A 23,380-nucleotide genomic window follows, 5' to 3' on the forward strand; every position below is an offset into this window, starting at 1 on the left:
ATTCGCGTATCTGCGTGCGGGCAGATTGGCGTGGAGGCGACGCGCTGACAAACGCTTTAAATGCAGTGCATATGTGACTAAATTAGACCCATGAAAAATTCACTTCCCCCGCTCAATGCGGTTCGCGCCTTCGCTGTGGCTGCTCGTCATCAGAGTTTCAGCCTGGCGGCCGACGAGCTGCATGTCAGCCATAGTGCGGTCAGCCGCCACGTCAAATTGCTTGAAGAACATCTGGGCGTTTTGTTGTTTGAACGGCGCATCAGGCAGTCGCTGCTGACGCCGGCGGGTGAGCTTTTTTATCAGCAAGTCAGCGCCGGTCTGGCGCAGATTGCCGACGCCGCTGCCGAGTTGAGGCGACAGGCAGCGCGGCCGACGATCACGATCAATGTCCGGCCGTCCTTCGCCCTGTTATGGCTGACGCCTCGTTTGGCGGACTTTTCGGTGCAGCATCCGCACATCGACACCCAGGTCGTCACGCAGACTCAATCGCCGGATCCGGCCCGCGACGATTTCGACATTGTCATCCGCCGGGGCCGTGACGATTGGGCGCCGACGCTGGAGGCGCACGCGTTGTTCGAGGATGAATTGGTCATGGTCGCGGCGCCGGCATTGATTGAGCGACTGCCACTGACAAATCTCGCCGGCCTCAGTGCGCATACCTTGCTGACCGTCAGGGCGCGGCGTGAAGACTGGCACCACTGGGCCATGCATTTTGGCCAGAGCCAGAGCAGTAGCCAGGTGATCCGCCAGTTTGATTACATGCACCGGGTGCTGGAAGCGGCCGTGGCGGGCGAGGGCATCGCGCTGTGTCCGACTACTTTGCTCGGCACGCATTTGTCGAGTGGTCGCCTGATCTGTCCGTTGCCGGATCTGCGCATGCCGCTGCCACGCTATTACTACGGCGTTGCCCCGCAAGCGTCGGCGCACACCAAAGTGTTGATTGAGTGGCTACAGCAACAGCGCCCATGAAAAAGCCCCCATCGATCAGTCGATGGGGGCTTTTGTGCATCAGCAGCCGTCAGATCAAACCTTGACGATCCAGCCTGCTGGCGCTTCGATGTCGCCGGTCTGCACGCCGGTCAGCTCTTTGTAGAGCTTCTGGGTGACCGGGCCGACTTCGGTTTCGCTGTGGAACACGTGCAGGTGGTCGTTGTAACTGATCCCGCCGATCGGGGTGATCACCGCCGCGGTACCGCAGGCGCCGGCTTCCTTGAAGTCCGACAGCTTGTCGATCAGCACGTCGCCTTCAATCACTTCTAGACCCAGACGGGTTTTCGCCAGTTCGATCAGCGACAGACGGGTGATGCCTGGCAGGACCGACGGCGAGTTCGGGGTGATGAACTTGTTGTCGTGGGTGATCCCGAAGAAGTTGGCCGAACCGACTTCCTCGATCTTCTTGTGAGTCAGCGGATCCAGGTAGATGGCGTCAGCGAAGTGCGCTTTCTTGGCCTGGGAGCCCGGCATCAGGCTGGCGGCATAGTTGCCACCGACCTTGGCCGCACCAGTGCCTTGTGGGGCGGCGCGGTCGAAGCTGGAGATCTGGAAGTTGTGCGGAGTCAGGCCACCCTTGAAGTAGGCGCCGACCGGGATCGCGAATACCGAGAAGATGAACTCCGGCGCGGTACGCACGCCGATGTTGTCACCCACGCCGATCACGAACGGACGCAGGTACAGCGCGCCGCCGGTGCCGTATGGCGGGATGAAGCGCTCGTTGGCGCGAACCACTTCCTTGCACGCTTCGATGAACTGCTCGGTCGACACGTGCGGCATCAGCAGGCGAGCGCAGCTGCGTTGCATGCGCGCGGCGTTCTGGTCAGGACGGAACAGGTTGATCGAGCCGTCCTTGCAACGATAAGCCTTCAGGCCTTCGAAGCACTGCTGGCCATAGTGAAGGGCAGTCGAGCCTTCGCTGATGTGCAGCACGTTGTCTTCGGTCAGGGTGCCTTTGTCCCACTCGCCATTGCGAAAGTACGACAGATAGCGTTTGTCGGTCTTGATGTAGTCAAAACCCAGCTTGTCCCAATTGATGCTTTCGTTACCCATGACACCCTCTATCACTGAACAACCGTCGAAACGGTTCAAGGCTTCTGACGTTTTTTTGGATGGGCACAACAATACTTCATTCTTGCGCGGTTTCGCAGCCCGGACTATCGGATGACAGGCAGATAAATCGTGTCGGCCTCAAGAATTCGCGAGCAAGCCCGCTCCCACAGGGGGAATGCATTTCCCTGAAGAAGCCGCTCCCACATTTTGGAATACATTTCCCTGTGGGAGCGGGCTTGCTCGCGAAGAGGCCACCACTGCCACCATCCATCACAGATGCAACGCATGCCCCAACGCCCGCAACGCCGCTTCCTGCACCGCTTCACCCAGGGTCGGATGCGCATGAATGGTGCCGCCGATGTCTTCGAGGCGCGCACCCATTTCCAGGCTTTGCGCGAACGCGGTCGACAACTCGGAAACGCCTGCCCCGACCGCCTGCCAGCCGACAATCACATGATTGTCGCGCCGCGCGACCACCCGCACGAAGCCGCTTTTTGATTCCAGGGTCATCGCCCGGCCATTGGCAGCGAACGGGAAGCTGGAAACGATGCAATCCAGCCCGGCAGCCTTGGCTTCGTCCGGGGTCTGGCCGACCACCACCAGTTCCGGGTCGGTAAAGCACACGGCGGCGATGGCGGTCGGGTTGAATTCGCGGGATTTGCCGCTGATCAGTTCGGCAACCATTTCGCCCTGAGCCATGGCGCGATGGGCGAGCATCGGCTCGCCGCTGAGGTCGCCGATGGCGTAGACGTTGCGCATGCTGGTCTGGCAGCGGCTGTCTATCTTGATCGCCGAGCCGTTCATGTCCAGGTTCAGCGCTTCAAGGTTCCAGCCCTGCGTATTCGGCTTGCGACCGACCGCCACCAGCACCTGATCGGTTTCCAGATTGAGGGTGTCGCCGTTCGGGTCACGCACCTGCAAGGTGCCGTCGAAACCCAGCACGCTGTGCTTGAGATAGAGCTTCACGCCCAGTTGCTTCAGTGCTTCGTGGACCGGTTGGGTCAGCTCGGCATCGTAGGCCGGCAGGATACGATCCTGCGCCTCGACCACACTGACCTCGGCGCCGAGCTTGCGGTAAGCAATGCCCAGCTCCAGACCGATGTAACCGCCGCCGACCACCACCAGACGTTTGGGCACGGACTTCGGTGCCAGCGCTTCGGTGGAGGAGATGATCGGCCCGCCGATTGGCAGGATCGGCAGGTTGACGCTGGTCGAACCGGTGGCCAGCACCAGATGTTCGCACTGGATCCGCGTATCGCCGACTTCCACGGTTTTGCCGTCGATGACTTTGGCCCAGCCATTGATGACCTGGACCTTGTTCTTTTTCAGCAGTGCGGCGACGCCGGTGGTCAGGCGATCGACGATGCCGTCCTTCCACTCGACGCTCTTGCTGATGTCGAGGGTTGGCGCCGAGACGCTGATGCCCAGCGCCGAATGCTGGCTGTGATGGCGGGTCTGGTGGAACTGCTCGGCCACGTGAATCAACGCTTTGGACGGAATGCAGCCGATGTTCAGGCAAGTGCCACCCAGCGATTGGCCTTCGACCAGAATCGTCGAAATGCCCAGTTGCCCGGCGCGAATCGCCGTGACGTAACCGCCGGGGCCGCCGCCGATAATCAGCAGCGTGGTGTTCAAGGTTTGCATTGCATCACTCCACAAACAGGGTTGCGGGTTGTTCGATCAAGCCACGAATGGCCTGGATGAAGAGCGCCGCGTCCATGCCGTCGACCACGCGGTGATCGAAGGAGCTGGAGAGGTTCATCATCTTGCGGATCACCACCTGGCCTTTGACGACCATTGGCCGTTCGACGATTTTGTTCACGCCGACGATCGCCACTTCCGGCAGGTTCAGCACCGGGGTGCTGACGATGCCGCCCAGCGCACCGAGGCTGGTGAGGGTGATGGTCGAGCCGGATAATTCGTCGCGGCTGGCCTTGCCATTGCGTGCGGCATTGGCCAGACGCGAGATTTCCGCGGCGCTGTCCCACAGGCTGCGCGCTTCGGCGTGACGCACCACCGGCACCATCAGGCCGACATCGCTTTGCGTGGCGACACCGACATGCACTGCGCCGAGGCGGGTGATGACCTGGGCTTCGTCGTCGTAACGGGCGTTCATCTGCGGGAAGTCACGCAGGGCGACGACCAGTGCGCGGACCAGGAACGGCAGCAAGGTCAACTTGCCCCGGGTGGCACCGTGTTTTTCATTCAGATGCGCGCGCAGTTCTTCGATGGCGGTGACGTCGATTTCCTCGACGTAGCTGAAGTGCGCGGCACGCTGAGTGGCGTCCTGCATGCGCTGGGCGATCTTGCGGCGCATGCCGATCACTTGAATCTGTTCTTCATCGTGACGCTGGGCGTACGCGGCGGTTGCCGGTGCCGAAGCGTTTGATTGACCCTGGGCCAAATAAGCGTCGAGGTCTTCGTGCAGCACACGACCGGCCGGGCCGGTGCCGCGTACCAGACGCAGCTGAATGCCCAGATCCAGCGCATGTTTGCGCACGGCCGGCGAAGCCAGCGGACGTTCATCAGCCTCGCGGGCAACCATCGGGCCTTGGCAAACCGGTGCGGAACGCGGTGCAGCAGCGGCGGCAGGTTTGCTCTCGACTGCGGCTTCAACTTTCGACGCAGCAGGTGCCTCTTTCGTAGCAACCGGTGCTGATGCGGCGGATTCCTTCAGGTTTCCGGCGCCTTCAACTTCGATGCTGATCAGCACACTGCCGACCGCCATCACTTCACCCGGCTGACCGCCGAGCGCAATCACCTTGCCGTGGACCGGCGATGGAATATCGACCATTGCCTTGTCGGTCATCACGTCCGCCAACACTTGATCTTCAACCACCAGGTCGCCGACCTTGACGTGCCACTGCGACAGTTCTACTTCTGCGATGCCTTCGCCGATGTCCGGCATCTTGATAACGTGCGTGCCCATTCAGACCTCCATGACCCGTTTCAACGCCGCGCCCACTCGGGACGGCCCTGGGAAATACGCCCACTCTTGCGCGTGCGGGTAGGGGGTGTCCCAACCGGTGACGCGTTCGATCGGCGCTTCCAGGTGATGGAAGCAATGCTCTTGCACCAGCGCCACCAGTTCGGCGCCGAAACCGCAGGTACGGGTGGCTTCGTGCACCACCACGCAGCGGCCGGTTTTCTTCACCGACTTGACGATGGTTTCCAGGTCCAGCGGCCACAGGCTGCGCAGGTCGATGACTTCAGCGTCAACGCCGGATTCTTCGGCGGCCACTTGCGACACGTACACGGTGGTGCCGTAGGTCAGCACAGTCACGTCTTTGCCCGGACGGGTGATGGCGGCAACGTCCAGCGGCACGGTGTAGTAACCGTCCGGCACCTGGGCTTGCGGGTGTTTCGACCACGGGGTTACGGGGCGGTCGTGGTGGCCGTCGAACGGGCCGTTGTACAGGCGTTTCGGCTCTAGGAAGATCACCGGGTCATCGTTTTCGATGGAGGCGATCAGCAGGCCCTTGGCGTCGTACGGGTTGGATGGCATGACGGTGCGCAGGCCGCAGACTTGAGTGAACATCGCCTCAATGCTCTGGCTGTGGGTCTGGCCGCCGTAGATCCCGCCGCCGCACGGCATGCGCAGGGTCATCGGCGCGGTGAACTCGCCGGCCGAGCGATAACGCAGGCGCGCCGCTTCGGAAATGATCTGGTCGGAAGCGGGGTAAACGTAGTCGGCGAACTGAATCTCGGCCACCGGGCGCAGGCCGTAAGCGCCCATGCCCACCGCAACACCGACAATGCCGCTTTCGGAGATCGGCGCGTCGAATACCCGCGAGGTGCCGTACTTGGTCTGCAGGCCTTCGGTGCAACGGAACACGCCGCCGAAGTAGCCGACGTCCTGACCGAACACCACCACATTGTCGTCACGCTCAAGCATCACATCCATGGCCGAGCGCAGGGCCTGGATCATGGTCATGGTGGTCGTGGTCATGGCGGTTTCCAACTGAATATTGTTGTTGTGATCGTTCATGTCAGATCCCCAACTGCTGACGCTGGCGCTTCAAGTGCTCCGGCATCTCTTTGTAGACGTCTTCGAACATGGTTGCGGCGCTTGGAATCTGGCCGCCGGCGAGGGTGCCGTACTGTTCGGCCTGTTTCTGCGCGGCAATCACTTCAGCTTCGAGCTCGGCGCTGACGGCGGCGTGCTCTTCTTCCGACCAGTGGCCGACCTTGATCAGGTGCTGTTTCAGGCGGGAAATCGGGTCGCCCAGTGGGAAGTGGCTCCAGTCATCGGCAGGACGGTATTTCGACGGATCGTCGGAGGTCGAGTGCGGGCCGGCGCGGTAGGTGACCCATTCGATCATGGTCGGGCCGAGGTTGCGCCGGGCGCGTTCGGCAGCCCAGGCGGAAGCGGCGTAGACCGCGTAGAAGTCGTTGCCATCGACCCGCAACGAGGCGATGCCGCAACCGACGCCGCGTCCGGCGAAAGTGGTGGCTTCACCGCCGGCAATGGCCTGGAAGGTCGAGATCGCCCACTGGTTGTTGACCACGTTGAGGATCACCGGCGCGCGGTAAACGTGAGCGAAGGTGAGGGCGGTGTGGAAGTCCGATTCGGCGGTGGCGCCGTCACCGATCCAGGCCGAGGCGATTTTCGTGTCGCCCTTGATCGCCGAGGCCATGCCCCAGCCGACGGCCTGAATGAATTGAGTCGCGAGGTTGCCGGAGATGGTGAAGAAACCGGCGTCCTTGACCGAGTACATGATCGGCAACTGCCGGCCCTTGAGCGGATCGCGCTCGTTGGACAGCAACTGGCAGATCAGGTCGACCAGCGGCACTTCGCGGGCCATCAGGATGCTTTGCTGGCGGTAGGTCGGAAAGCACATGTCGTCGATGTTCAAGGCCAGGGCCTGGGCGCTGCCGATGGCTTCTTCGCCAAGGCTCTGCATGTAGAACGACATTTTTTTCTGGCGCTGGGCGACCACCATGCGGTTATCGTAGATCCGCGTCTTGAGCATGGCGCGCATGCCCTTGCGCAGGATCTCGACCGGCACGTTTTCAGCCCAGGGGCCGAGGGCGTTGCCCTGATCATCGAGCACCCGAATCAGCCCACGCGCCAGGTCGGCGGTGTCGGCGGGTTCGACGTCGATGGAAGGTTTGCGCACCGTGCCGGCATCGGTCAGATGCAGGTAGGAGAAGTCGGTTTTGCAGCCTGGGCGGCCCGAGGGTTCAGGGACGTGCAGACGCAGCGGTTCATACGCTTGGGTCATGGCTTCTACGCTCGATCTTGTGAATTTCTTGTAGTGAGCTGGCAATCATTCTTGGGTGAAAGAAATCTTGTCCTACAACAATCATAGGCCCGGGCCAGAAGAATATTTCTCTCTGTTTCGTTGCGCTGGAGACGATTTGCAGATAGAAATTCTGCATAAACATAAAAAACAGGTGGTTTTGTCTCATGCGCAAACTGGACCGTACCGACATCGGCATTCTCAACAGCCTTCAGGAGAATGCGCGCATCACTAACGCCGACCTCGCGCGCTCGGTGAATCTGTCGCCGACGCCGTGTTTCAACCGGGTCAAGGCGATGGAGGAGTTAGGGCTGATTCGCGAGCAGGTGACGCTGCTCGATGCCGATCTGCTGGGCCTGCATGTGAACGTGTTCATTCACGTCAGCCTGGAGAAACAGGTCGAGGAGGCGTTGCAGCATTTCGAAGAGGCGATCTCCGACCGCCCCGAGGTGATGGAGTGCTACCTGATGGCCGGCGACCCGGACTATCTGATCCGGGTGCTGGTGCCGACGATTCAGGCGCTGGAGAGGTTCATGATGGACTTTCTGACCAAGGTGCCGGGGGTGGCGAATATCCGCTCGAGTTTTGCCTTGAAGCAGGTGCGCTACAAGACGGCGTTGCCGTTGCCGGCGAATGGTTTGACGCTGGGCACTTAAAGCTGGTTGATCGGCACTTTCAGATAAACCACACCATTGTCTTCGGCCGCCGGAAAATTCCCCGCCCGCACATTCACCTGAATCGCCGGCAGCAACAGCGTCGGCATGCCCAACCCGGCATCGCGCTTGGTACGCATCTCGACAAACGCCGCTTCATCAATCCCGTCATGCACATGAATATTGCTCTTGCGCTGTTCACCGACGGTGGTCTGGCACTGCGCGGCGCGGCCTTCCGGCGGGTAGTCGTGGCAGACGTAGAGTTTGACGCTGGCGGGGAAGGCCAGCAGTTTGTGGATCGAGTTGAACAGTTGATGGGCGTTGCCGCCGGGGAAGTCGCAGCGGGCGGTGCCGACATCGGGCATGAACAGCGTGTCGCCGACCAGAATCTGTTCGCCGTCGATCAGGTAAGCCATGTCCGCCGGGGTGTGGCCGGGGACGTGCAGGGCGGTGGCCTTGAGGTTGCCGATCATGAACGACTCGTTCGGCGCGAACAGGTGATCGAACTGCGAGCCGTCGACGCAGAATTCCGGTTCCAGGTTGAACAGCGCCTTGAACACGTTCTGCACCTTGCTGATGGACTGGCCGATCGCAATCTTGCCGCCCAGTTCGCGGCGCAAGTACGGCGCAGCGGACAGGTGGTCGGCGTGAGCGTGGGTTTCCAGTAGCCATTGCACCTGCAAGCGGTGTTCTCGGACGAAGGTGATGATTTTGTCGGCCTGCGTGGTGCAGGTGCGTCCGGCGGCGCCGTCGTAATCGAGTACCGGATCGACGATTGCACACTGCCCGCCATCGGCTTCATAGACCACGTAGCTGTAGGTCGAGGAGGCGGGGTCGAGGAAAGCTTCAATCTGCGCGGGCATGGACACCAACCTGAATCAGGGAAATGGGTTGCAACACTTTATCTAAAAACATAATGTTCGCAGCTTAAGTGACGTTGAAGGCATCGTGCAAATGCAATCCAGTCTGACCGAATGTGAAGTCGCCCAATTGCGGGCGTCCGCCTCCAAGGCCTGCGCGCTCAAGGCGCTGGCCAATGAGGATCGCCTGTTGATCCTGTGCCAGCTGACCCAGGGCGAGCGCAATGTCGGCGAGCTGGAAAAAATGACCGGCGTGCGCCAGCCGACCCTGTCCCAGCAACTGGGCATCCTGCGCGATGAAGGGCTGGTGGCGACTCGTCGTGAAGGCAAATACATCTTTTACGGTCTGGCCAGTCCTGAAGTGATTCAGGTGAGATGAAGACCCTGTCCGGGTTGTATTGCGGAGCGGTGCTGAAAAGCCTGGGCCATCAATAAATGTCAGCCACCACACAATCTCTGTAGGAGTGAGCCTGCTCGCGATAGCGGTGTATCAGCCAACATCTTCATAGACTGACATACCGCTATCGCGAGCAGGCTCACTCCTACAATGGATTTGTGCGATGGCCAAGAAATCCTTGCATGCAGCAATAAGGAACAAGCAATGAACGATCAACACTGGGGCCCATCCATCAGTGCCGATATCGTGGTCATCGGCGGCGGCACCGCCGGCATCGGCTTCGTCGCCAGTCTGCTCAAGCGTGATCCCACTCTTAAAGTCACTGTGATCGAGCCAAGCGTCCAGCACTACTACCAACCGGCGTGGACGCTGGTCGGCGGTGGCGCCTACGACGTCAAGGACACCGTGCGGCCGATGAGCAAAGTGATGCCGCGTCAGGCCACCTGGATTCAGGCGGCGGTGACCGGTATCGATCCCGATCTGCGCCAGTTGACCCTCAACGATCAGCGCACCGTCACTTACCAGAACCTGATCGTCTGCCCCGGCCTGCGGCTGGCCTGGGAGAAGATCGAAGGCCTGCAGGAAAGCCTCGGCCAGCATGGCGTGACCTCCAACTACAGCTATCAGCACTCGCAGTACACCTGGGATCAGGTGCAGAAACTGCGCGGCGGCAAGGCGTTGTTCACTCAGCCGGCGATGCCGATCAAATGCGCCGGCGCGCCGCAAAAGGCGTTGTACCTGTCGTGCGATCACTGGCGCAAAACCGGCGTGCTGAACAACATTGACGTCGAATTCAACCTGGCCGGCGCGGCGCTGTTTGGCGTCGCGACCTTCGTCCCACCGCTGATGAAGTACATCGAAAAGTACAACGCGCAACTGGCCTTCAACTCCAACCTGGTCAAGGTCGACGGCCCGGCGAAAACCGCGTGGTTCGAGATCAAGGACGCCGACGGCAACCTCACCACACAGGCGAAAACCTTCGATCTGCTGCACGTGGTGCCGCCGCAAGTCTCGCCGGATTTCATCGCCCAGAGCCCGCTGGCCGACGCTGCCGGCTGGTGCGAAGTCAATCCACACAGCCTGCAGCATCCGCGTTACCCCGAGGTGTTCGGCCTCGGTGATATCTGCGGCACCAGCAATGCGAAAACCGCTGCGGCGGTGCGCAAGCAGATTGTGGTGGTCGCGGAAAATCTGCTGGCCGTGCGCAAGCAACAACCGCTGCCACTGAAGTACGACGGCTACGGTTCGTGCCCGCTGACGGTGGAGAAGGGCAAGGTGATCCTCGCCGAGTTCGGTTACGGCGGAAAGTTGCTGCCGACCTTCGCCCTCGATGCGACCGTGCCGCGCCGCTCGGCGTGGTTCCTCAAGGCGACGCTGCTGCCGTGGTTCTACTGGAACGGCATGCTCAAGGGCCGCGAGTGGCTGACCGGTTTGTCCAAAGTCGACTGAGAACTCCCTATGTTGCTGGCAAGTCTGTTTGGCGTGTTGATGGGGCTGATTCTCGGACTGACCGGGGCGGGCGGTGGGATTCTCGCGGTGCCGGCATTGGTGCTTGGTCTCGGCTGGAGCATGACTCAGGCCGCGCCCGTGGCGTTGTTCGCCGTCGGCAGTGCGGCGGCAGTGGGCGCGATCGACGGTTTGCGCCATGGGCTGGTGCGCTACCGCGCGGCGCTGCTGATCGCCGCGCTTGGCGCGGTATTTTCGCCACTGGGCATCTATTTTGCGCACCAGTTGCCGGAGAAGATCCTGATGATCCTCTTCAGCCTGCTGATGGTCATGGTGGCCTGGCGCATGCTGCGCCGCGAGCGTGCGCAAACGGGGCCGAGCGACCACGGCCACGCCAGTTGGGGGCAGAAAAACTGCATGCTCAATGAGCAGACCGGGCGTTTCGACTGGACCGCCAAATGCACCGCGACCCTCGCGGCGCTGGGTGCGGTGACCGGCGTGGTCTCGGGCTTGCTCGGCGTTGGCGGTGGCTTCCTGATCGTGCCGGCGTTCAAGCAACTGACCGATGTGCAAATGCGCGGGATTGTCGCGACGTCGCTGATGGTGATCAGCCTGATTTCGGCGATTGGCGTGATCGGCTCGTTTCACGCGGGCGTGCGGATTGATGCTCAGGGCGCGGCGTTTATCGTGGCCAGCATCGTCGGCATGATCATCGGCCGCAAACTGTGCGCGCGGGTGCCAGCGCGGACGTTGCAGGTGGGGTTTGCCAGCGTGTGTCTGGTGGTGGCGGGGTATATGTTGTTGCGTGCCTGAATGTTGGCAGATCAAAAGATCGCAGCCTTCGGCAGCTCCTACAGGAAGCGCATTCCCATGCAGGAGCTGTCGAGTGAAACGAGGCTGCGATCTTTCAGGCTGTTACAACACCAGATGCGGTAGCCACAGGGAAATGGCGGGGATGTAAGTGACCAGCATCAACACCAGAAACAGCACCGCATAAAACGGCAGCAGCGCCTTCACGGTGCTTTCGATACTGACCTTGCCCACCGCCGAACCGACAAACAGCACCGCACCCACCGGCGGTGTTATCAGCCCGATCCCGAGGTTGACCAGCATGATCATGCCGAACTGCACTGGATCGACACCGATGCCGAGAATCACCGGCATCAGGATCGGCGTCAGAATCAGGATCAGCGGCGCCATGTCCATCACCGTGCCGAGCAACAGCAGCATGACGTTGATGCACATCAGGATCACGTAGCGGTTGTCCGACAGGGTCAGGAACAGCGTGGTGATTTTCGCCGGAATCTGCATCAGGGTCATGATGTAGCCGAAGCTTGCGGCGAAACCGATCAGGATCATCACGATGGAAATGGTGCGTACCGTGCGGTGCATCAGTTTCGGCAGTTCACGCCACTTGTAATCGCGGTAGATGAACATGGTCACGAAAAACGACCACAACACGGCGATGGCCGCCGATTCCGTGGCGGTGAAAATCCCCGAGAGGATGCCGCCGAGGATGATCACCATCGCCATCAGGCCCCAGAGGGCTTCGCCGACGATTTTCAGCGCCTGGCGCATCGGGATCACTTCACCCTTGGGGTAGTTGCGCTTTTTCGCGAAGATCAGGCACAGCACCATCAGGCAGGCGCTCATCATCAAGCCCGGCACGATGCCGGCCATGAACAGCGAGGCAATCGAAACCGTACCACCGGCGGCCAGGGAGTAGAGCACCGAGTTATGGCTGGGTGGCGTGAGCAGGGCTTGCACCGAGCCGCTGACGGTCACTGCGGTGGAGAAATCCCGTGGATAGCCTTTGCGTTCCATTTCCGGAATCAGCACCGAACCCACCGACGCGGTGTCGGCCACCGAGGAACCGGAGATCGCGCCGAAGAAGGTCGAGGCGACAATGTTGACCAGCGACAGGCCTCCGCGCACAAAACCCACCAGCACCCCGGCACACGCCACCAAACGCCGGGACATGCCGCCCTCGGCCATGATCGCGCCGGCCAGGACGAAGAACGGAATGGCCAGCAGCGAGAACTTGTTCACCCCCGACGCGACCTGGATCATCACTGCCTGGAACGGGATGTCGATCCACCACGCACCGATCAGCGCGGCGGCGCCCAGCGCATAGGCGACCGGCATGCCGATCAGGATCAATACGATAAAACTGCCCAGCAGAATCAGAGCGTCCATTAAGCGCCACCTTCACTTTCTTCAACCAGATCGAACTGCACGACCCGCCGTTTGCTCTGGTCACCGAGCAAGAGTTTTTCCAGGACGAAAACCAGCGTCAGCAAGCCGCCCACGGGAATCGGCAGATAGGTCACGCCAACCCGCAGATCGGGGAGGGCCGCCATGAACTGGTTCCAGGTGGACAGGCACAACTTGGCGCCCCAGATGGTCATGAAAATGCAGATCGACGCCATGAGCAGTTGCGAGAATATCGCCGCCGCAGATCTCAGCCGGGGTGGCATGCGGTCGGTGAGCATGGCCACGGCCATGTGCGCACCGGCGCGGTAACTGGCGGCGGCACCGATGAAGGTGAACACCATCATCAGCAGGATCGCCGTGGGCTCTGGCCAGCTCGAACCGGTGCCCAGCACGTAGCGGGCGAAGACGCCCCAGGGAATCATCAGGGAAATCGCCAGGACGGAAAGGCCGGCGACCCAGATGCACGTCATGTAGATCTTGTCGTTGATACGCAGCAGTAGATTCTTCATCGGGTTCCACCGTAACCGGGCGCGCCTGTGTCATCAGGTGCGCCGGGCCTGGTTAATGAGGACGGAGCGGGAGGCGTTACTGCACGGCTTCGATTTTCTTGATCAGGTCGGCGTACTTCGCACCGTACTTTTCCCGCACCGGTGCGGTGGCGTCGTAGAAGGGTTTCTTGTCGACCTGGATGAACTCGACGCCAGCGGCCTTGAGTTTTTCTTCGCTGGCAGCGGACTTCTTGTCCCACAGCACACGCTCTTCAGCCTGGGCAGCCTTGGCGGCGTTCTTGACCAGCGCCTGTTGATCCGGGGTGAGTTTTTCCCAGGTGATTTTCGACATCACAATCGGCTCTGGCAGGATCAAGTGACCGGTCAGGCTGTAGAACTTGGCGTTCTGGAAGTGGTTGTGTTCGAGCAGGGTCGGCGGGTTGTTTTCCGCGCCGTCGATCACGCCGGTTTGCAAGGCGCTGAAGATTTCCCCGGTGTCCATGGCGATACCGTTTCCGCCCATGGCGTTCATCATGTCGATGAACATCGGGTTGCCCTGGACACGAATCTTCATGCCCTTGAGGTCTTCGAGCTTGCGCACCGGTTTCTTGGTGTAGACGTTGCGCGTGCCGCCGTCCATCCAGGCCAGCGCCACGAGGCCGAATTCGGAGTTGGTGATTTTGTCGAGGATCTCGTCGCCCACTGCGCCGTCGATGACGTTACGCATGTGTTGATGGTCGCGGAAGATGAACGGCATGTTGAACACGTTCACATCCGGCACTACCGGGCCGACGATACCCAGGCTGACGCGAGACAGCTGTACCGCGCCGACTTGCATCTGCTCGATGACTTCCTTTTCTGAGCCCAGCACACCCCCGGGAAAGTATTGGAAGGTCAGCTCGCCGTTGGTTTCCCGGGTCAGGGTCTTGCCCATGTTTTCTTCGGCTACCACGGTGGGATAACCGGCGGGATGGATGTCAGCGAATTTGAGTTGCAGGGCCTGGGCGGCGCCAGTGAAGGTGAACATCAGCGGGAGTGCAGCGGCCAGCAAGGTGCGTTTGAAGTTCATGGGGGGGAGTCTCCAGTCTTGTTATTGTTGTGTTCAAGGCGCAGCGGTGCAGCAGAGGCGGGTGTTACAGGGAATCGTCGAACAGCGGTTCTTCCAGGCCTTTGACCCCGGGGTTGAGGGCGAACACGCCGCCGGCCAGGGATTGCGGATCGCGGTCGTCGCCGGGGCGAATCGAGGTCACGAAGAGGGTGTCCATGCGGCTGCCGCCGAAGGCACACATCGTCGGTTTCTTCACCGGCACTTCCAGCGAGAAATCGAGGCGGCCGTCCGGGGCAAAACGGTGAATCAGTCCGGCGTCGTTGGCGCAGATCCAGTAGCAGCCTTCGGCATCCACGGCAGCGCCATCCGGCCGGCCGGGGAAGTGGTGCATGTCAACAAAGATCCGCCGATTCGATGGTGTGCCGGTCTCGGTGTCGTAATCGAAGGCCCAGATCAATTGCACGTGCGGATGTGAATCGGACAGGTACATCGTCTTGCCGTCAGGGCTGAAGCCGAGGCCGTTGGGCACGATGAAGCCGTCGAGTTGCGCTTCGATCACACCAGACTGCCCGGCGCCGTAGCGGTAGAGCCGGCCTTCGGACGCGTTCAGGCCCATGTTCAGCACCATGCTGCCAGCCCAGAAACGGCCCTGGCGGTCGCAGCGACCGTCGTTGAGGCGCATGTCTTCTCGGCTGTGCTCGACGGTGGCGAGCCATTCGCTGTCGAGGCTGCCGTCGCTGTGCGGGTGCAGATGAAAAAAGCCGCTCTCCATGCCGGCAACCCAGCCGCCACCGCTGTGACGGGCGATGCAGGCGAGCATTTCAGGGGTTTTCCAGGCCTGCACATGGCCGGTGTCAGCGTTCCAGCGTTGCAGTCCGCCGTTGGGAATATCGACCCAATACAGCGCGTTTTCCTGCGGCACCCAGACCGGGCTTTCGCCCACGGCGTTGCGCGCATCGACGATCAATTCGGCTTGCATACTCATTCCTTTGCGTCGTTGGCAGAGTGTTCAGTCGCCGAAGGGGCCGGCCGCGACGAACGCGCCGCCCTGATAGATCCGCGCCGGGTCATCGGCGGCGGGCATAGGCTGCGCTTCGACTTTTTCGCGGAACACTTCGGAGCTGTCCCTGGCCTCAAAACCGAGGTGACTGGCGAAGCGGTTGTCCCACCAGACGTCCTTGTTGGCGGACATGCCATAGACCACGGTATGGCCAACGTTTGGCGTGTACAGCGCGCGCTCGAGCAATTGGGTGAGGTCGTCGAAGCTCAGCCAGGTGTGCATCATTCGGCGGTTCTGCGGCTCGGGAAATGAGGAGCCGATGCGGATGCTGACCGTCTCGATGCCGTAGCGATCGAAGTAGAAACTGGCCATGTCTTCGCCGTAGGACTTGGACAATCCGTAGTAGCCGTCGGGGCGGCGGGCGCAGCTGGCATCGAGCGGCTCGTCCTGTTTGTAGAAGCCGATGACGTGGTTGGAACTGGCGAAGATCACTCGCTTCACACCATGGCGGCGTGCAGCTTCGTAGATGTGAAATACGCCGCAAATGTTGGCGCCGAGGATTTCTTCGAAGGGCCGCTCCACGGAGACACCGCCGAAATGCAGGATCGCGTCGACGCCTTCGACCAGTTGGTGCACTGCCTGTTTGTCGGCAAGGTCGCAGGGGACGATTTCTTCGCGATCATCAATGGCTGGGGCGAGAGCCGCGATGTCCGACAGGCGCAGGACATGGGCATAAGGGCGCATACGTTCGCGCAGGACTTTGCCCAGGCCACCGGCAGCGCCGGTCAGCAGCAGACGGTTGAACGGGGCGCGGGGAGTAGAGGTAGACGTCATGGCAATCCCTTACACGTTGTTATTAGGTTTGTTGTAGGTTGTCGTATGACTGCGCTGAAGTATCGGTAGGGTTTCCGGAACTTGTCAACGCGACTTTTGGGGTAAATGACGGAAGGGGCTCATTCACTTTTCAATCACCGCGACGCCTTCGTTGCAATGCAATCCCCCTATGGGAGCGGGCTTGCTCGCGAAAGCGGTGTGTCATTAAAAGGTAAATTGACTGACCCGACGCATTCGCGAGCAAGCTCGCTCCCACAGGGAAACCCGGTGTGAGGACTGGCTTTACAACAACGAAATCGGGTAGCTGACAAAGATCCGGTTCTCATCGAACTCATTGGTGCTGAAGTCCCGGCGTATCGTCGCGTTGCGCCATCTCACGTTGAGGTTTTTCAGCGGCCCGCTCTGCACGGTGTATCCCAGTTCCGACTCGCGACCCCATTCCTTGCCGTCGGTAATCGTCCCGGTATGCACGTTATCGCCGCTGATGTAGCGGTTCATCAGGGTCAGGCCGGGAATCCCGAGGGCGACGAAGTTGTAGTCATGACGCAACTGCCAGGAGCGCTCTTTGGCGTTGTCATAACTGGCGTTGTAGCTGTCGTTGGCCAGGGTGCCGCCGCTGGTGCCGTTGACCCGCATCCACGCGTCGTCGCCGCTGAGTTTTTGCAGGCCGACATAGAAGGTGTTGCCGCCGTAGCGGGCCGACAGCATGGCGAACGCGGTCTTGTTATCGAGGTCGCCGGCCTGGGCGCTGCCGTCTTCCTTGCCGGTGAAGAAACCGAGGTTGGCGCCCAGCGTCCAGTCACCTAGCGGCTGGCTGTGGCTGAGGTTGAAATACTGCTGCTGGTAGATGTCGCTGAGTTCGGCGTACCACACGCCGACCAGGGTGCGCTTGTCGTTGAAGGTGTATTCGCCGCCGCCGAAGTTGAAACGGTCGGAGGTGAAGGCGCCGCGGCCGTTCATCGACATGTCTTCCATGCTGGCGTCGTTGCGCGGGCTGTTGCCACGGAACTGCCCACCGTAGAGGGTCAGGCCGTTGATTTCGGTGGAGGTGATCTGGCCACCGCGAAAGGTCTGCGGCAACGAGCGGCCATCGTCCGAGCGCAGGATCGGCAGCACCGGCATCCATTCGCCAACCTTCAATTCGGTCTTCGACACCTTGGCCTTCAGCGCCACGCCGAGGCGACCGAAGTTGTCCGCCGGACGCCCGTCATCGTGAATCGGCAACAGTTGCGTACCGCCGGTGCCCTTGCCGCCATCGAGTTTTTGCGAATACATCCCCAGCACATCGAGACCGAAGCCGACGGTGCCTTGGGTGAAGCCGGATTTGGCATCAAGGATGAAGTTTTGCGTCCACTCTTCAGCCTTGCCCTGCGGGTAGTTCGGGTTGACGAAGTTGCGATTGAAGTAGGCGTTGCGCAGGTTCAGCGTGGCTTTGCTGTCTTCGAGGAAGCCTTCGGCGTCTGCGCTCATCGGCAAAACCAGGGCGAGGCTGCTGCAGCCGATCAAACTCAGGGTGGAACACGGGCGGGGGAAGGAAATACGGGACGTGCGAACGGAATTGCAGACGAGTGTGCTCACTGTGACGCTCCCTGTTGTTGTTTTTATTATTTGTCATACGTCGTCGTACAACATGGTTGCGGATAGTTGCGAGGTTTTCCGCAAAAGTCAACAGGGCTTGTTACGATTGTTTTGCGCGATTTGGCAGCCCTCCAAATGCTGCGAAGAGGGCTGTTTTCGGCGGGTTTACCGGTTATAGAGCGCCTCTGTGTTGTCGATCAGCGGGTTTTTCTCGGTCAGGACGATCCGGGCGATCTGGTCCTTGCGCATGAATGTCACTTTCGGATGGGACTGCGCATAGCGGATAAAACGTTCCATCGCCTCGACCATCGCCGGGGTGCCGCCGATGCGGTCGTGCAGACTCACCGACATCATCCGCCGCTTGCTCGCGCCTTCCGCGTACAGACGATCAAATTCCAGCACCAATTGCTAATAGAACTGCTCGGCGGAGAAATGCCGACCCTCAATCAACACGATGTCGTTGTTGCGCAAGGTATACGGCACCACGGCGAATTTGCGCCCACGGACCATGGTCACGAACGGTTCGTCGCGGCTGACATCATCGATGTGGTAGGTGAAATTCAGGTCTTGCAGGACCTTCAGCGTGTTGGGGCTGCGCCGCAGCCAGTTGGCGTTGTAGCCCACCGAGCGCTGGCCGGTGAGTTTTTCCACCGCGTTGACACCGTCGCCGATGAACTGTTTTTCCTGGTCGTAACTCATGTTGTAGGAATCGGCCCAACGCATGCCGTGGGCTGCCAGTTCGTGGCCGCGCTCGGCAATCGCTTTCGCCAGTTCCGGGTGCTTGAGCGCCGCTTCGCCGACCACATGCGAGGTGACCTTGATCCCGGTGCGATCCCACAGGTCGAGCATCCGCCACAGGCCTTCCTTGTAGCCATAATCAAACCAGGTCTGCGCCGGCAGATCCGGGTAGCCCTTGGGCAATGGGCTGCCGGAAAACGGACTTTCCGCACCTTCGGGCTGGCCGCCGGTTTCGAACTGCATCGACACCGAAATCACCAGTTGCGAGCCGTCCGGCCACGGGCGTTCCTGGGCGAAGGCGAGGGCGGGCAGCAACAGGGCGGCAGCCAGAAGGTTTTTCAGCAGGCGTGGGGAGCGTTGCCGGTGGGGCGTGGTCATAACGGGCACCTTGCAGGTTGAGAAGGGCTGCAAGGGTGGCAGTTGCCCGCCGCGGGAAAAATCCGTTGCGGGCGAGAGGACCTTTAAACAGAATTTACGAATCCACCGCGAACCCTGTGGGAGCGGGCGTGCCCGCGATAACGGTCTGCCAGTCAGCCTGTTGCCGAGCCGACTGCCGTCATCGCCGGCAAGCCAGCTCCCACAGGATTGTGGGTTTGCCGCAAGATTTGCGGCAAACTCCCGGCAACACAAGCACAAGGCCTTTCAATGGATCGATACGCCCCGCGCGACTGGCAGCCTCACGAGAAGCCCAGCCTGCCCGGTTCCCCCTCGACGCCGCTGCACTCCAACCCCAAGCGCCTGGCCTATGCGCTGGTCGGGCTGCTGGTGGCGGTGACCGGTGGTTTGGGTAACTCGCTGGTGGTCGCCAACCTGCCTTACCTGCAAGGCGCGCTGGGCGCGACCACGGCGGAGATGGCCTGGCTGCCGGCTGCGTACGTGATGACCAACGTGTCGATGAACCTGCTGCTGGTGAAGTTTCGCCAGCAGTTTGGCCTGCGTGCATTCACCGAAGTGTTTCTGGTGCTGTATGCGCTAGTGACGTTCGGTCATCTGTTCGTCAACGACTTGAGCTCGGCCATCGCGGTGCGGGCGGCGCACGGCATGGTCGGTGCGGCGCTGAGTTCGCTGGGTCTGTATTACATGGTTCAGGCGTTTCCGGCCAAATGGCGGTTGAAGGCGCTGGTGCTGGGCCTCGGCGCCTCGCAACTGGCGCTGCCGCTGGCGCGTCTGTTCTCCGAAGACTTGCTGCAGATTGCCGAATGGCGCGGCCTGTACCTGTTCGAATTGGGCATGGCCTTGCTGTCGCTGGGCTGCGTGCTGCTGCTCAAGTTGCCGCCCGGTGATCGCTTCAAAACCTTCGAGCCGCTGGACTTTCTGACCTTCGCCATTCTCGCCAGCGGCGTGGCGCTGCTCTGCGCGGTGTTGTCGCTGGGGCGGATCGACTGGTGGCTGGAAGCCAACTGGATCGGCTACGCGCTGGCGGCCTCGATTGCCCTGATCCTCGCCGGCCTGGCGATCGAGCACAATCGCAGTAACCCGATGCTGATGACCCGCTGGCTCGGCAGCGGCACGATGATCCGCCTGGCGCTGGCGGTGACCCTGATCCGCATGGTCACCTCGGAACAGTCCACCGGCGCCGTCGGTTTCATGCAGAACCTCAACATGGGTTATGAGCAGTTGCACAGCCTGTATGTGGTGATGCTGATCGGCAGCGTCGCCGGGCTGGCGACCAGCGCACTGACCATCGACCCCAAGCACCTGCTGATGCCGCTGATCATCTCGCTGGCGCTGATGGCTACCGGTTCGGTGATGGACAGTTTTTCCAATAACCTGACCCGCCCGCAAAACCTGTATTTCAGCCAGTTTCTGCTGGCCTTCGGCAGCACGTTTTTTCTGGGACCGACCATGGTGTTCGGCACCCGCAACGTGCTGACCAATCCGCGCAATCTGGTGAGTTTTTCGGTGTTGTTCGGGATCTGCAACAACCTCGGCGGCTTGCTCGGCGCGGCGTTGTTGGGCACGTTCCAGATCGTGCGCGAGAAATTCCATTCCAGTCACCTGGTCGAGCATCTGACGTTGTCCGATCCGCTGGTGGCTGCTCGTGTGCAGAGCGGCGGGTCGGCTTACGGTTCCTTGCTGGCCGACCCGAGCCTGCGCAATCTGGCCGGGATTCGCAGCCTGGCGAATGCCGCGACTCGCGAAGCCAACGTGCTGGCCTATAACGATGTATTCATGCTGATCGCCGTGATTGCGGTGCTGACCATGATCTGGCTGTCTATTCGTGCGCTGTGGCTGATGAGCACCACCAAAGCCGTCGACCCCGCGCCTTCCGTACCTCCTAGCGGTGCTTCCAATTCATGACCGAACCGACCACCACAACCACCAATGCCATCGCCGCCACCCCGGAAGGCGTGGCACCGCCGTCATCACCGAACACCGAGCCGCGCTCGTTGCGGGTGCGGATCATCTCGTCACTGGGCTTTGCCGCGATTGCCATCGTCGGTGTGCTGATCGTGCTCTACGCCTGGCAGTTGCCGCCGTTCAGCAGTGCGGTCGAAACCACTGAAAACGCCCTGGTGCGTGGCCAGGTGACGATCATCGGCCCGCAGCTCAGCGGTTACGTGTTCGAGGTGCCGGTGCAGGACTTCCAGTACGTGAAGGCCGGCGACCTGCTGGTGCGCCTGGACGACCGGATTTATCAGCAGCGCCTCGACCAGTCGCTGGCGCAACTGGCGGTGCAGAAAGCCGCGCTGGCCAACGTGGTGCAGCAACGCAACAGCGCCGAAGCGACGATCAAACTGCGTCAGGCGGTGGTGGCCGACAGCGAGGCGCAGTTGCGCAAAAGCGAGGCGGATCTGCGGCGTAACAAGGAGCTGGTGGGAGACGGCTCGGTGTCGAAACGCGAGATGGACGTGGCGCTCGCCGCCAACGCGCAAGGCATCGCCGCCGTGGCGCAGGCCAAGGCCAATCTGGAAATCGCCCGGCAGGATCTGCAAACGGTGATCGTCAATCGCGGCTCGCTGGAAGCCGCGGTGGCCAGCGCGGAAGCAGCGGTGCAACTGGCGCGGATCGACTTGTCGAATACGCGCATCGTCGCCCCGCGCGACGGCCAGCTCGGGCAGATCGGCGTGCGCCTGGGCGCTTACGTCAACTCCGGCGCGCAGTTGATGGCGTTGGTGCCGAACCAGAAATGGGTGATCGCCAACATGAAGGAAACCCAGATGAACAACGTGCGTGTCGGGCAGCCGGTGCGCTTCACCGTCGATGCGCTGAACCACCGCAAGTTCACCGGCCATGTGCAGCACATTTCGCCCGGCACCGGTTCGGAATTTGCCCTGTTGCAGGCCGACAACGCCACCGGCAACTTCGTGAAAATCGCTCAGCGCGTGCCGGTGCGGATCACCATTGATGAGGGGCAGCAGGAAGAGGAGCGCTTGCGCCCGGGGATGTCGGTGGTGGTCAGCATCGACACCGCAGCGGGCGACACACAACCGCATTGACCTGCGCAGATCAAAAATGTGGGAGCGGGCTTGCTCGCGAAAGCGGTGTGTCAGGCGATATTTTCGTATCTGATACACAGCCTTCGCGAGCAAGCCCGCTCCCACAGTCTGATTGGGTTTATCCAGCAATCATCGGCGGCAGGGTACCGAGCAGGGAGACGGCCGCCACCGCACCCATCCCCAACAACCACTCCAGCACCACACTGCGTTTGAGCGCGCCCATTCGTTGCTCGCAATCGTCAATCCGCAAGCGATTGAACAGCGCCAGCGCGAGCATGCCCAGCACCAGCAAGGCCTTGATCAGCAGAATCAAGGCAAACCCTGCAAACAGCGGCGTCGGCCACCATCGCCCGGTCAGCACGCGCACGTTGATCAACCCGGTAATCAGCAGCCCGCCAACGATCGCATAACCGACACCGCTGAAGCGTTGCAGGATCCGCCCCATCGCTGTGCTCGGCTGACGCAGGATCAACACCAACAGCAACAAGCCGCCCAGCCATGCAGCGACGCAAGTCAGATGAACGATCTGGTTGAGGATCAGCAGTTGCCCGCTGAGGCCGTCGAGCATCGCGCCGTGACCGACCGGCGCCAGGGTCGCCAAGAGCAGCGCACTCAAGCCCAGGCGCAGCAGCACATTCGAACGCCACGGCGTGAACAGCAGTGCCAGCAACAGCGCGTTGATCAGCAGATGCCAGCGCCAGACCTGGCCGAAAAAGGTGTTGCCGAGCACCACGCCAACAGTGTCCGGATCGAACGCTGCCGCCGCCGAACCGGCCATGCTCGCGGTGATCAACAGTGCCCAGGTGACACCGCTGAGCAGCGCAATCGCGGTCAGCCAGCGCGCCATTTGCGCCAGATGCCGATCCAGTGTCGGCACTGGCGTCTTGAGCAGCAACGGCCGGAACAGCCAGGCGCCGAACAGCATCAACACCGCGCTGAAATGCACAAAGCGGCACAGCACCAGCGCTTCACTCATGAATTACTGGCCAACCTTGAACTGGTAGGCGCCTTCGCTCTTGTGTGTGTCGACCGACACCGCGTGCCATTCGACTTTGTATTCACCGGCGCCGAGAGGTGCGGCGGGGGTGACGATCAGGGTTTTCTTGTCGCCTTCGGTGGTCAGCGGTTTGATTGCGACCGGGGCGCCGTCGTGGGTCAGGCTGACTTTGGTGAAACTGGCTTCGACGCCTTCAGAAAAGGTCAGGCGCAGATCGGCCGGCGTGGCGACGGTGCTGTCGGCGGCCGGGGTGGCACTTTTCAGGTGGGCGTGGGCGAAAACCGAAGATGCGGCGAACAGCGAAGCGAGCAGGGCAGTGGTGGTCAGGACGTTCTTGAACAGCATCGCGGATACCTCTGAGGCAGGACAAAGAAGCGCCAGTTTAGCCATGCGCCGGCCTT

General features: G+C 61.3%; 20 protein-coding genes and 2 pseudogenes. 7 read left to right on the forward strand and 15 right to left on the reverse strand.

What is annotated here, in order from left to right; genetic code table 11:
* Window positions 1–90: 90 nt before the first annotated feature.
* The gene (locus E3Z29_RS14170) at window positions 91–969 is read left to right on the forward strand and encodes a LysR substrate-binding domain-containing protein (protein ID WP_098968217.1); all 879 of its coding nucleotides are present in this window, start codon (window positions 91–93) and stop codon (window positions 967–969) included.
* Between the two features lie 54 nt (window positions 970–1,023).
* Here the strand turns inward: E3Z29_RS14170 and E3Z29_RS14175 are convergent, their stop codons facing one another.
* The 5 genes from E3Z29_RS14175 to E3Z29_RS14195 all read right to left on the reverse strand — a co-directional run bounded on the left by E3Z29_RS14175 (window position 1,024) and on the right by E3Z29_RS14195 (window position 7,268).
* A complete protein-coding gene (locus tag E3Z29_RS14175; RefSeq protein ID WP_027613221.1) occupies window positions 1,024–2,043 on the reverse strand; it encodes a branched-chain amino acid aminotransferase in 1,020 nt (339 codons plus the stop codon).
* 270 nt (window positions 2,044–2,313) lie between these two features.
* Window positions 2,314–3,687, reverse strand: coding sequence for a dihydrolipoyl dehydrogenase (gene lpdA / locus E3Z29_RS14180; protein WP_134786059.1), 1,374 nt, complete (start codon window positions 3,685–3,687; stop codon window positions 2,314–2,316).
* A 4-nt stretch (window positions 3,688–3,691) separates the two neighbouring features.
* Window positions 3,692–4,972 (reverse strand): dihydrolipoamide acetyltransferase family protein, encoded by a 1,281-nt coding sequence (locus E3Z29_RS14185; RefSeq protein ID WP_098968219.1) that lies wholly within the window; start codon window positions 4,970–4,972, stop codon window positions 3,692–3,694.
* Entirely contained in the window at window positions 4,973–6,031 is a 1,059-nt protein-coding gene (locus E3Z29_RS14190) for an alpha-ketoacid dehydrogenase subunit beta (RefSeq protein ID WP_123462612.1), read from the reverse strand.
* Between the two features lies 1 nt (window position 6,032).
* Complete coding sequence (locus E3Z29_RS14195; RefSeq protein ID WP_134786060.1) at window positions 6,033–7,268, reverse strand: 3-methyl-2-oxobutanoate dehydrogenase (2-methylpropanoyl-transferring) subunit alpha; 1,236 nt, start codon at window positions 7,266–7,268, stop codon at window positions 6,033–6,035.
* Between the two features lie 185 nt (window positions 7,269–7,453).
* On the opposite strand from E3Z29_RS14195, the gene bkdR reads away from it, so the two are divergent.
* Entirely contained in the window at window positions 7,454–7,942 is a 489-nt protein-coding gene (gene bkdR, locus E3Z29_RS14200; protein WP_007965286.1) for a Bkd operon transcriptional regulator BkdR, read from the forward strand.
* On the opposite strand, the gene E3Z29_RS14205 is transcribed toward bkdR, so the two are convergent.
* Window positions 7,939–8,802 carry an MBL fold metallo-hydrolase gene (locus E3Z29_RS14205; protein ID WP_134786061.1) on the reverse strand — a complete coding sequence of 288 codons (864 nt, stop codon included), beginning with the start codon at window positions 8,800–8,802 and terminating at the stop codon, window positions 7,939–7,941. The two genes, bkdR and E3Z29_RS14205, sit on opposite strands and share 4 nt — an antisense overlap.
* Before the next feature lie 91 nt (window positions 8,803–8,893).
* Between E3Z29_RS14205 and E3Z29_RS14210 the strand changes: the two are divergent.
* From E3Z29_RS14210 to E3Z29_RS14220, 3 genes and pseudogenes are all read left to right on the forward strand, one after another.
* A pseudogene (locus E3Z29_RS14210) lies at window positions 8,894–9,234 on the forward strand (ArsR/SmtB family transcription factor).
* 166 nt (window positions 9,235–9,400) lie between these two features.
* On the forward strand, window positions 9,401–10,645 hold the full coding sequence (locus E3Z29_RS14215; protein WP_134786062.1) for an FAD/NAD(P)-binding oxidoreductase: 1,245 nt from the start codon (window positions 9,401–9,403) through the stop codon (window positions 10,643–10,645).
* Window positions 10,646–10,654: 9 nt separating this feature from the next.
* On the forward strand, window positions 10,655–11,455 hold the full coding sequence (locus E3Z29_RS14220; RefSeq protein ID WP_098968223.1) for a sulfite exporter TauE/SafE family protein: 801 nt from the start codon (window positions 10,655–10,657) through the stop codon (window positions 11,453–11,455).
* A gap of 102 nt (window positions 11,456–11,557) precedes the next feature.
* On the opposite strand, the gene E3Z29_RS14225 is transcribed toward E3Z29_RS14220, so the two are convergent.
* From E3Z29_RS14225 to E3Z29_RS14255, 7 genes and pseudogenes are all read right to left on the reverse strand, one after another.
* Window positions 11,558–12,838: a TRAP transporter large permease gene (locus E3Z29_RS14225; protein WP_134786063.1), complete on the reverse strand. Its 1,281-nt coding sequence runs from the start codon at window positions 12,836–12,838 to the stop codon at window positions 11,558–11,560.
* A complete protein-coding gene (locus E3Z29_RS14230) occupies window positions 12,838–13,365 on the reverse strand; it encodes a TRAP transporter small permease (RefSeq protein ID WP_098968224.1) in 528 nt (175 codons plus the stop codon). Before E3Z29_RS14230 ends, E3Z29_RS14225 begins: the two co-directional genes overlap by 1 nt.
* Before the next feature lie 76 nt (window positions 13,366–13,441).
* Window positions 13,442–14,413: a TRAP transporter substrate-binding protein gene (locus E3Z29_RS14235; protein WP_134786064.1), complete on the reverse strand. Its 972-nt coding sequence runs from the start codon at window positions 14,411–14,413 to the stop codon at window positions 13,442–13,444.
* Between the two features lie 64 nt (window positions 14,414–14,477).
* Window positions 14,478–15,371 carry an SMP-30/gluconolactonase/LRE family protein gene (locus E3Z29_RS14240; protein WP_134786065.1) on the reverse strand — a complete coding sequence of 298 codons (894 nt, stop codon included), beginning with the start codon at window positions 15,369–15,371 and terminating at the stop codon, window positions 14,478–14,480.
* Between the two features lie 30 nt (window positions 15,372–15,401).
* Window positions 15,402–16,226: an NAD(P)-dependent oxidoreductase gene (locus tag E3Z29_RS14245; protein ID WP_134786066.1), complete on the reverse strand. Its 825-nt coding sequence runs from the start codon at window positions 16,224–16,226 to the stop codon at window positions 15,402–15,404.
* A 282-nt stretch (window positions 16,227–16,508) separates the two neighbouring features.
* A complete protein-coding gene (locus E3Z29_RS14250; protein ID WP_096795910.1) occupies window positions 16,509–17,804 on the reverse strand; it encodes an OprD family porin in 1,296 nt (431 codons plus the stop codon).
* Window positions 17,805–17,969: 165 nt separating this feature from the next.
* Window positions 17,970–18,920: pseudogene (locus tag E3Z29_RS14255) on the reverse strand (polysaccharide deacetylase family protein).
* A 267-nt stretch (window positions 18,921–19,187) separates the two neighbouring features.
* Here E3Z29_RS14255 and E3Z29_RS14260 point away from each other — a divergent pair.
* Window positions 19,188–20,843 carry an MFS transporter gene (locus E3Z29_RS14260; RefSeq protein ID WP_134786067.1) on the forward strand — a complete coding sequence of 552 codons (1,656 nt, stop codon included), beginning with the start codon at window positions 19,188–19,190 and terminating at the stop codon, window positions 20,841–20,843.
* Window positions 20,840–21,982 carry an HlyD family secretion protein gene (locus E3Z29_RS14265; RefSeq protein WP_134786068.1) on the forward strand — a complete coding sequence of 381 codons (1,143 nt, stop codon included), beginning with the start codon at window positions 20,840–20,842 and terminating at the stop codon, window positions 21,980–21,982. Before E3Z29_RS14260 ends, E3Z29_RS14265 begins: the two co-directional genes overlap by 4 nt.
* A 118-nt stretch (window positions 21,983–22,100) precedes the next feature.
* Here the strand turns inward: E3Z29_RS14265 and copD are convergent, their stop codons facing one another.
* Together copD and copC are read right to left on the reverse strand one after the other, a co-directional pair.
* Entirely contained in the window at window positions 22,101–22,958 is an 858-nt protein-coding gene (copD, locus tag E3Z29_RS14270) for a copper homeostasis membrane protein CopD (protein ID WP_134786069.1), read from the reverse strand.
* Window positions 22,959–22,961: 3 nt separating this feature from the next.
* Entirely contained in the window at window positions 22,962–23,324 is a 363-nt protein-coding gene (gene copC / locus E3Z29_RS14275; RefSeq protein WP_098968231.1) for a copper homeostasis periplasmic binding protein CopC, read from the reverse strand.
* Window positions 23,325–23,380: the final 56 nt, after the last annotated feature.

This window comes from Pseudomonas sp. S150, from assembly GCF_004526365.1.
Lineage (GTDB): Bacteria > Pseudomonadota > Gammaproteobacteria > Pseudomonadales > Pseudomonadaceae > Aquipseudomonas > Aquipseudomonas putida_A.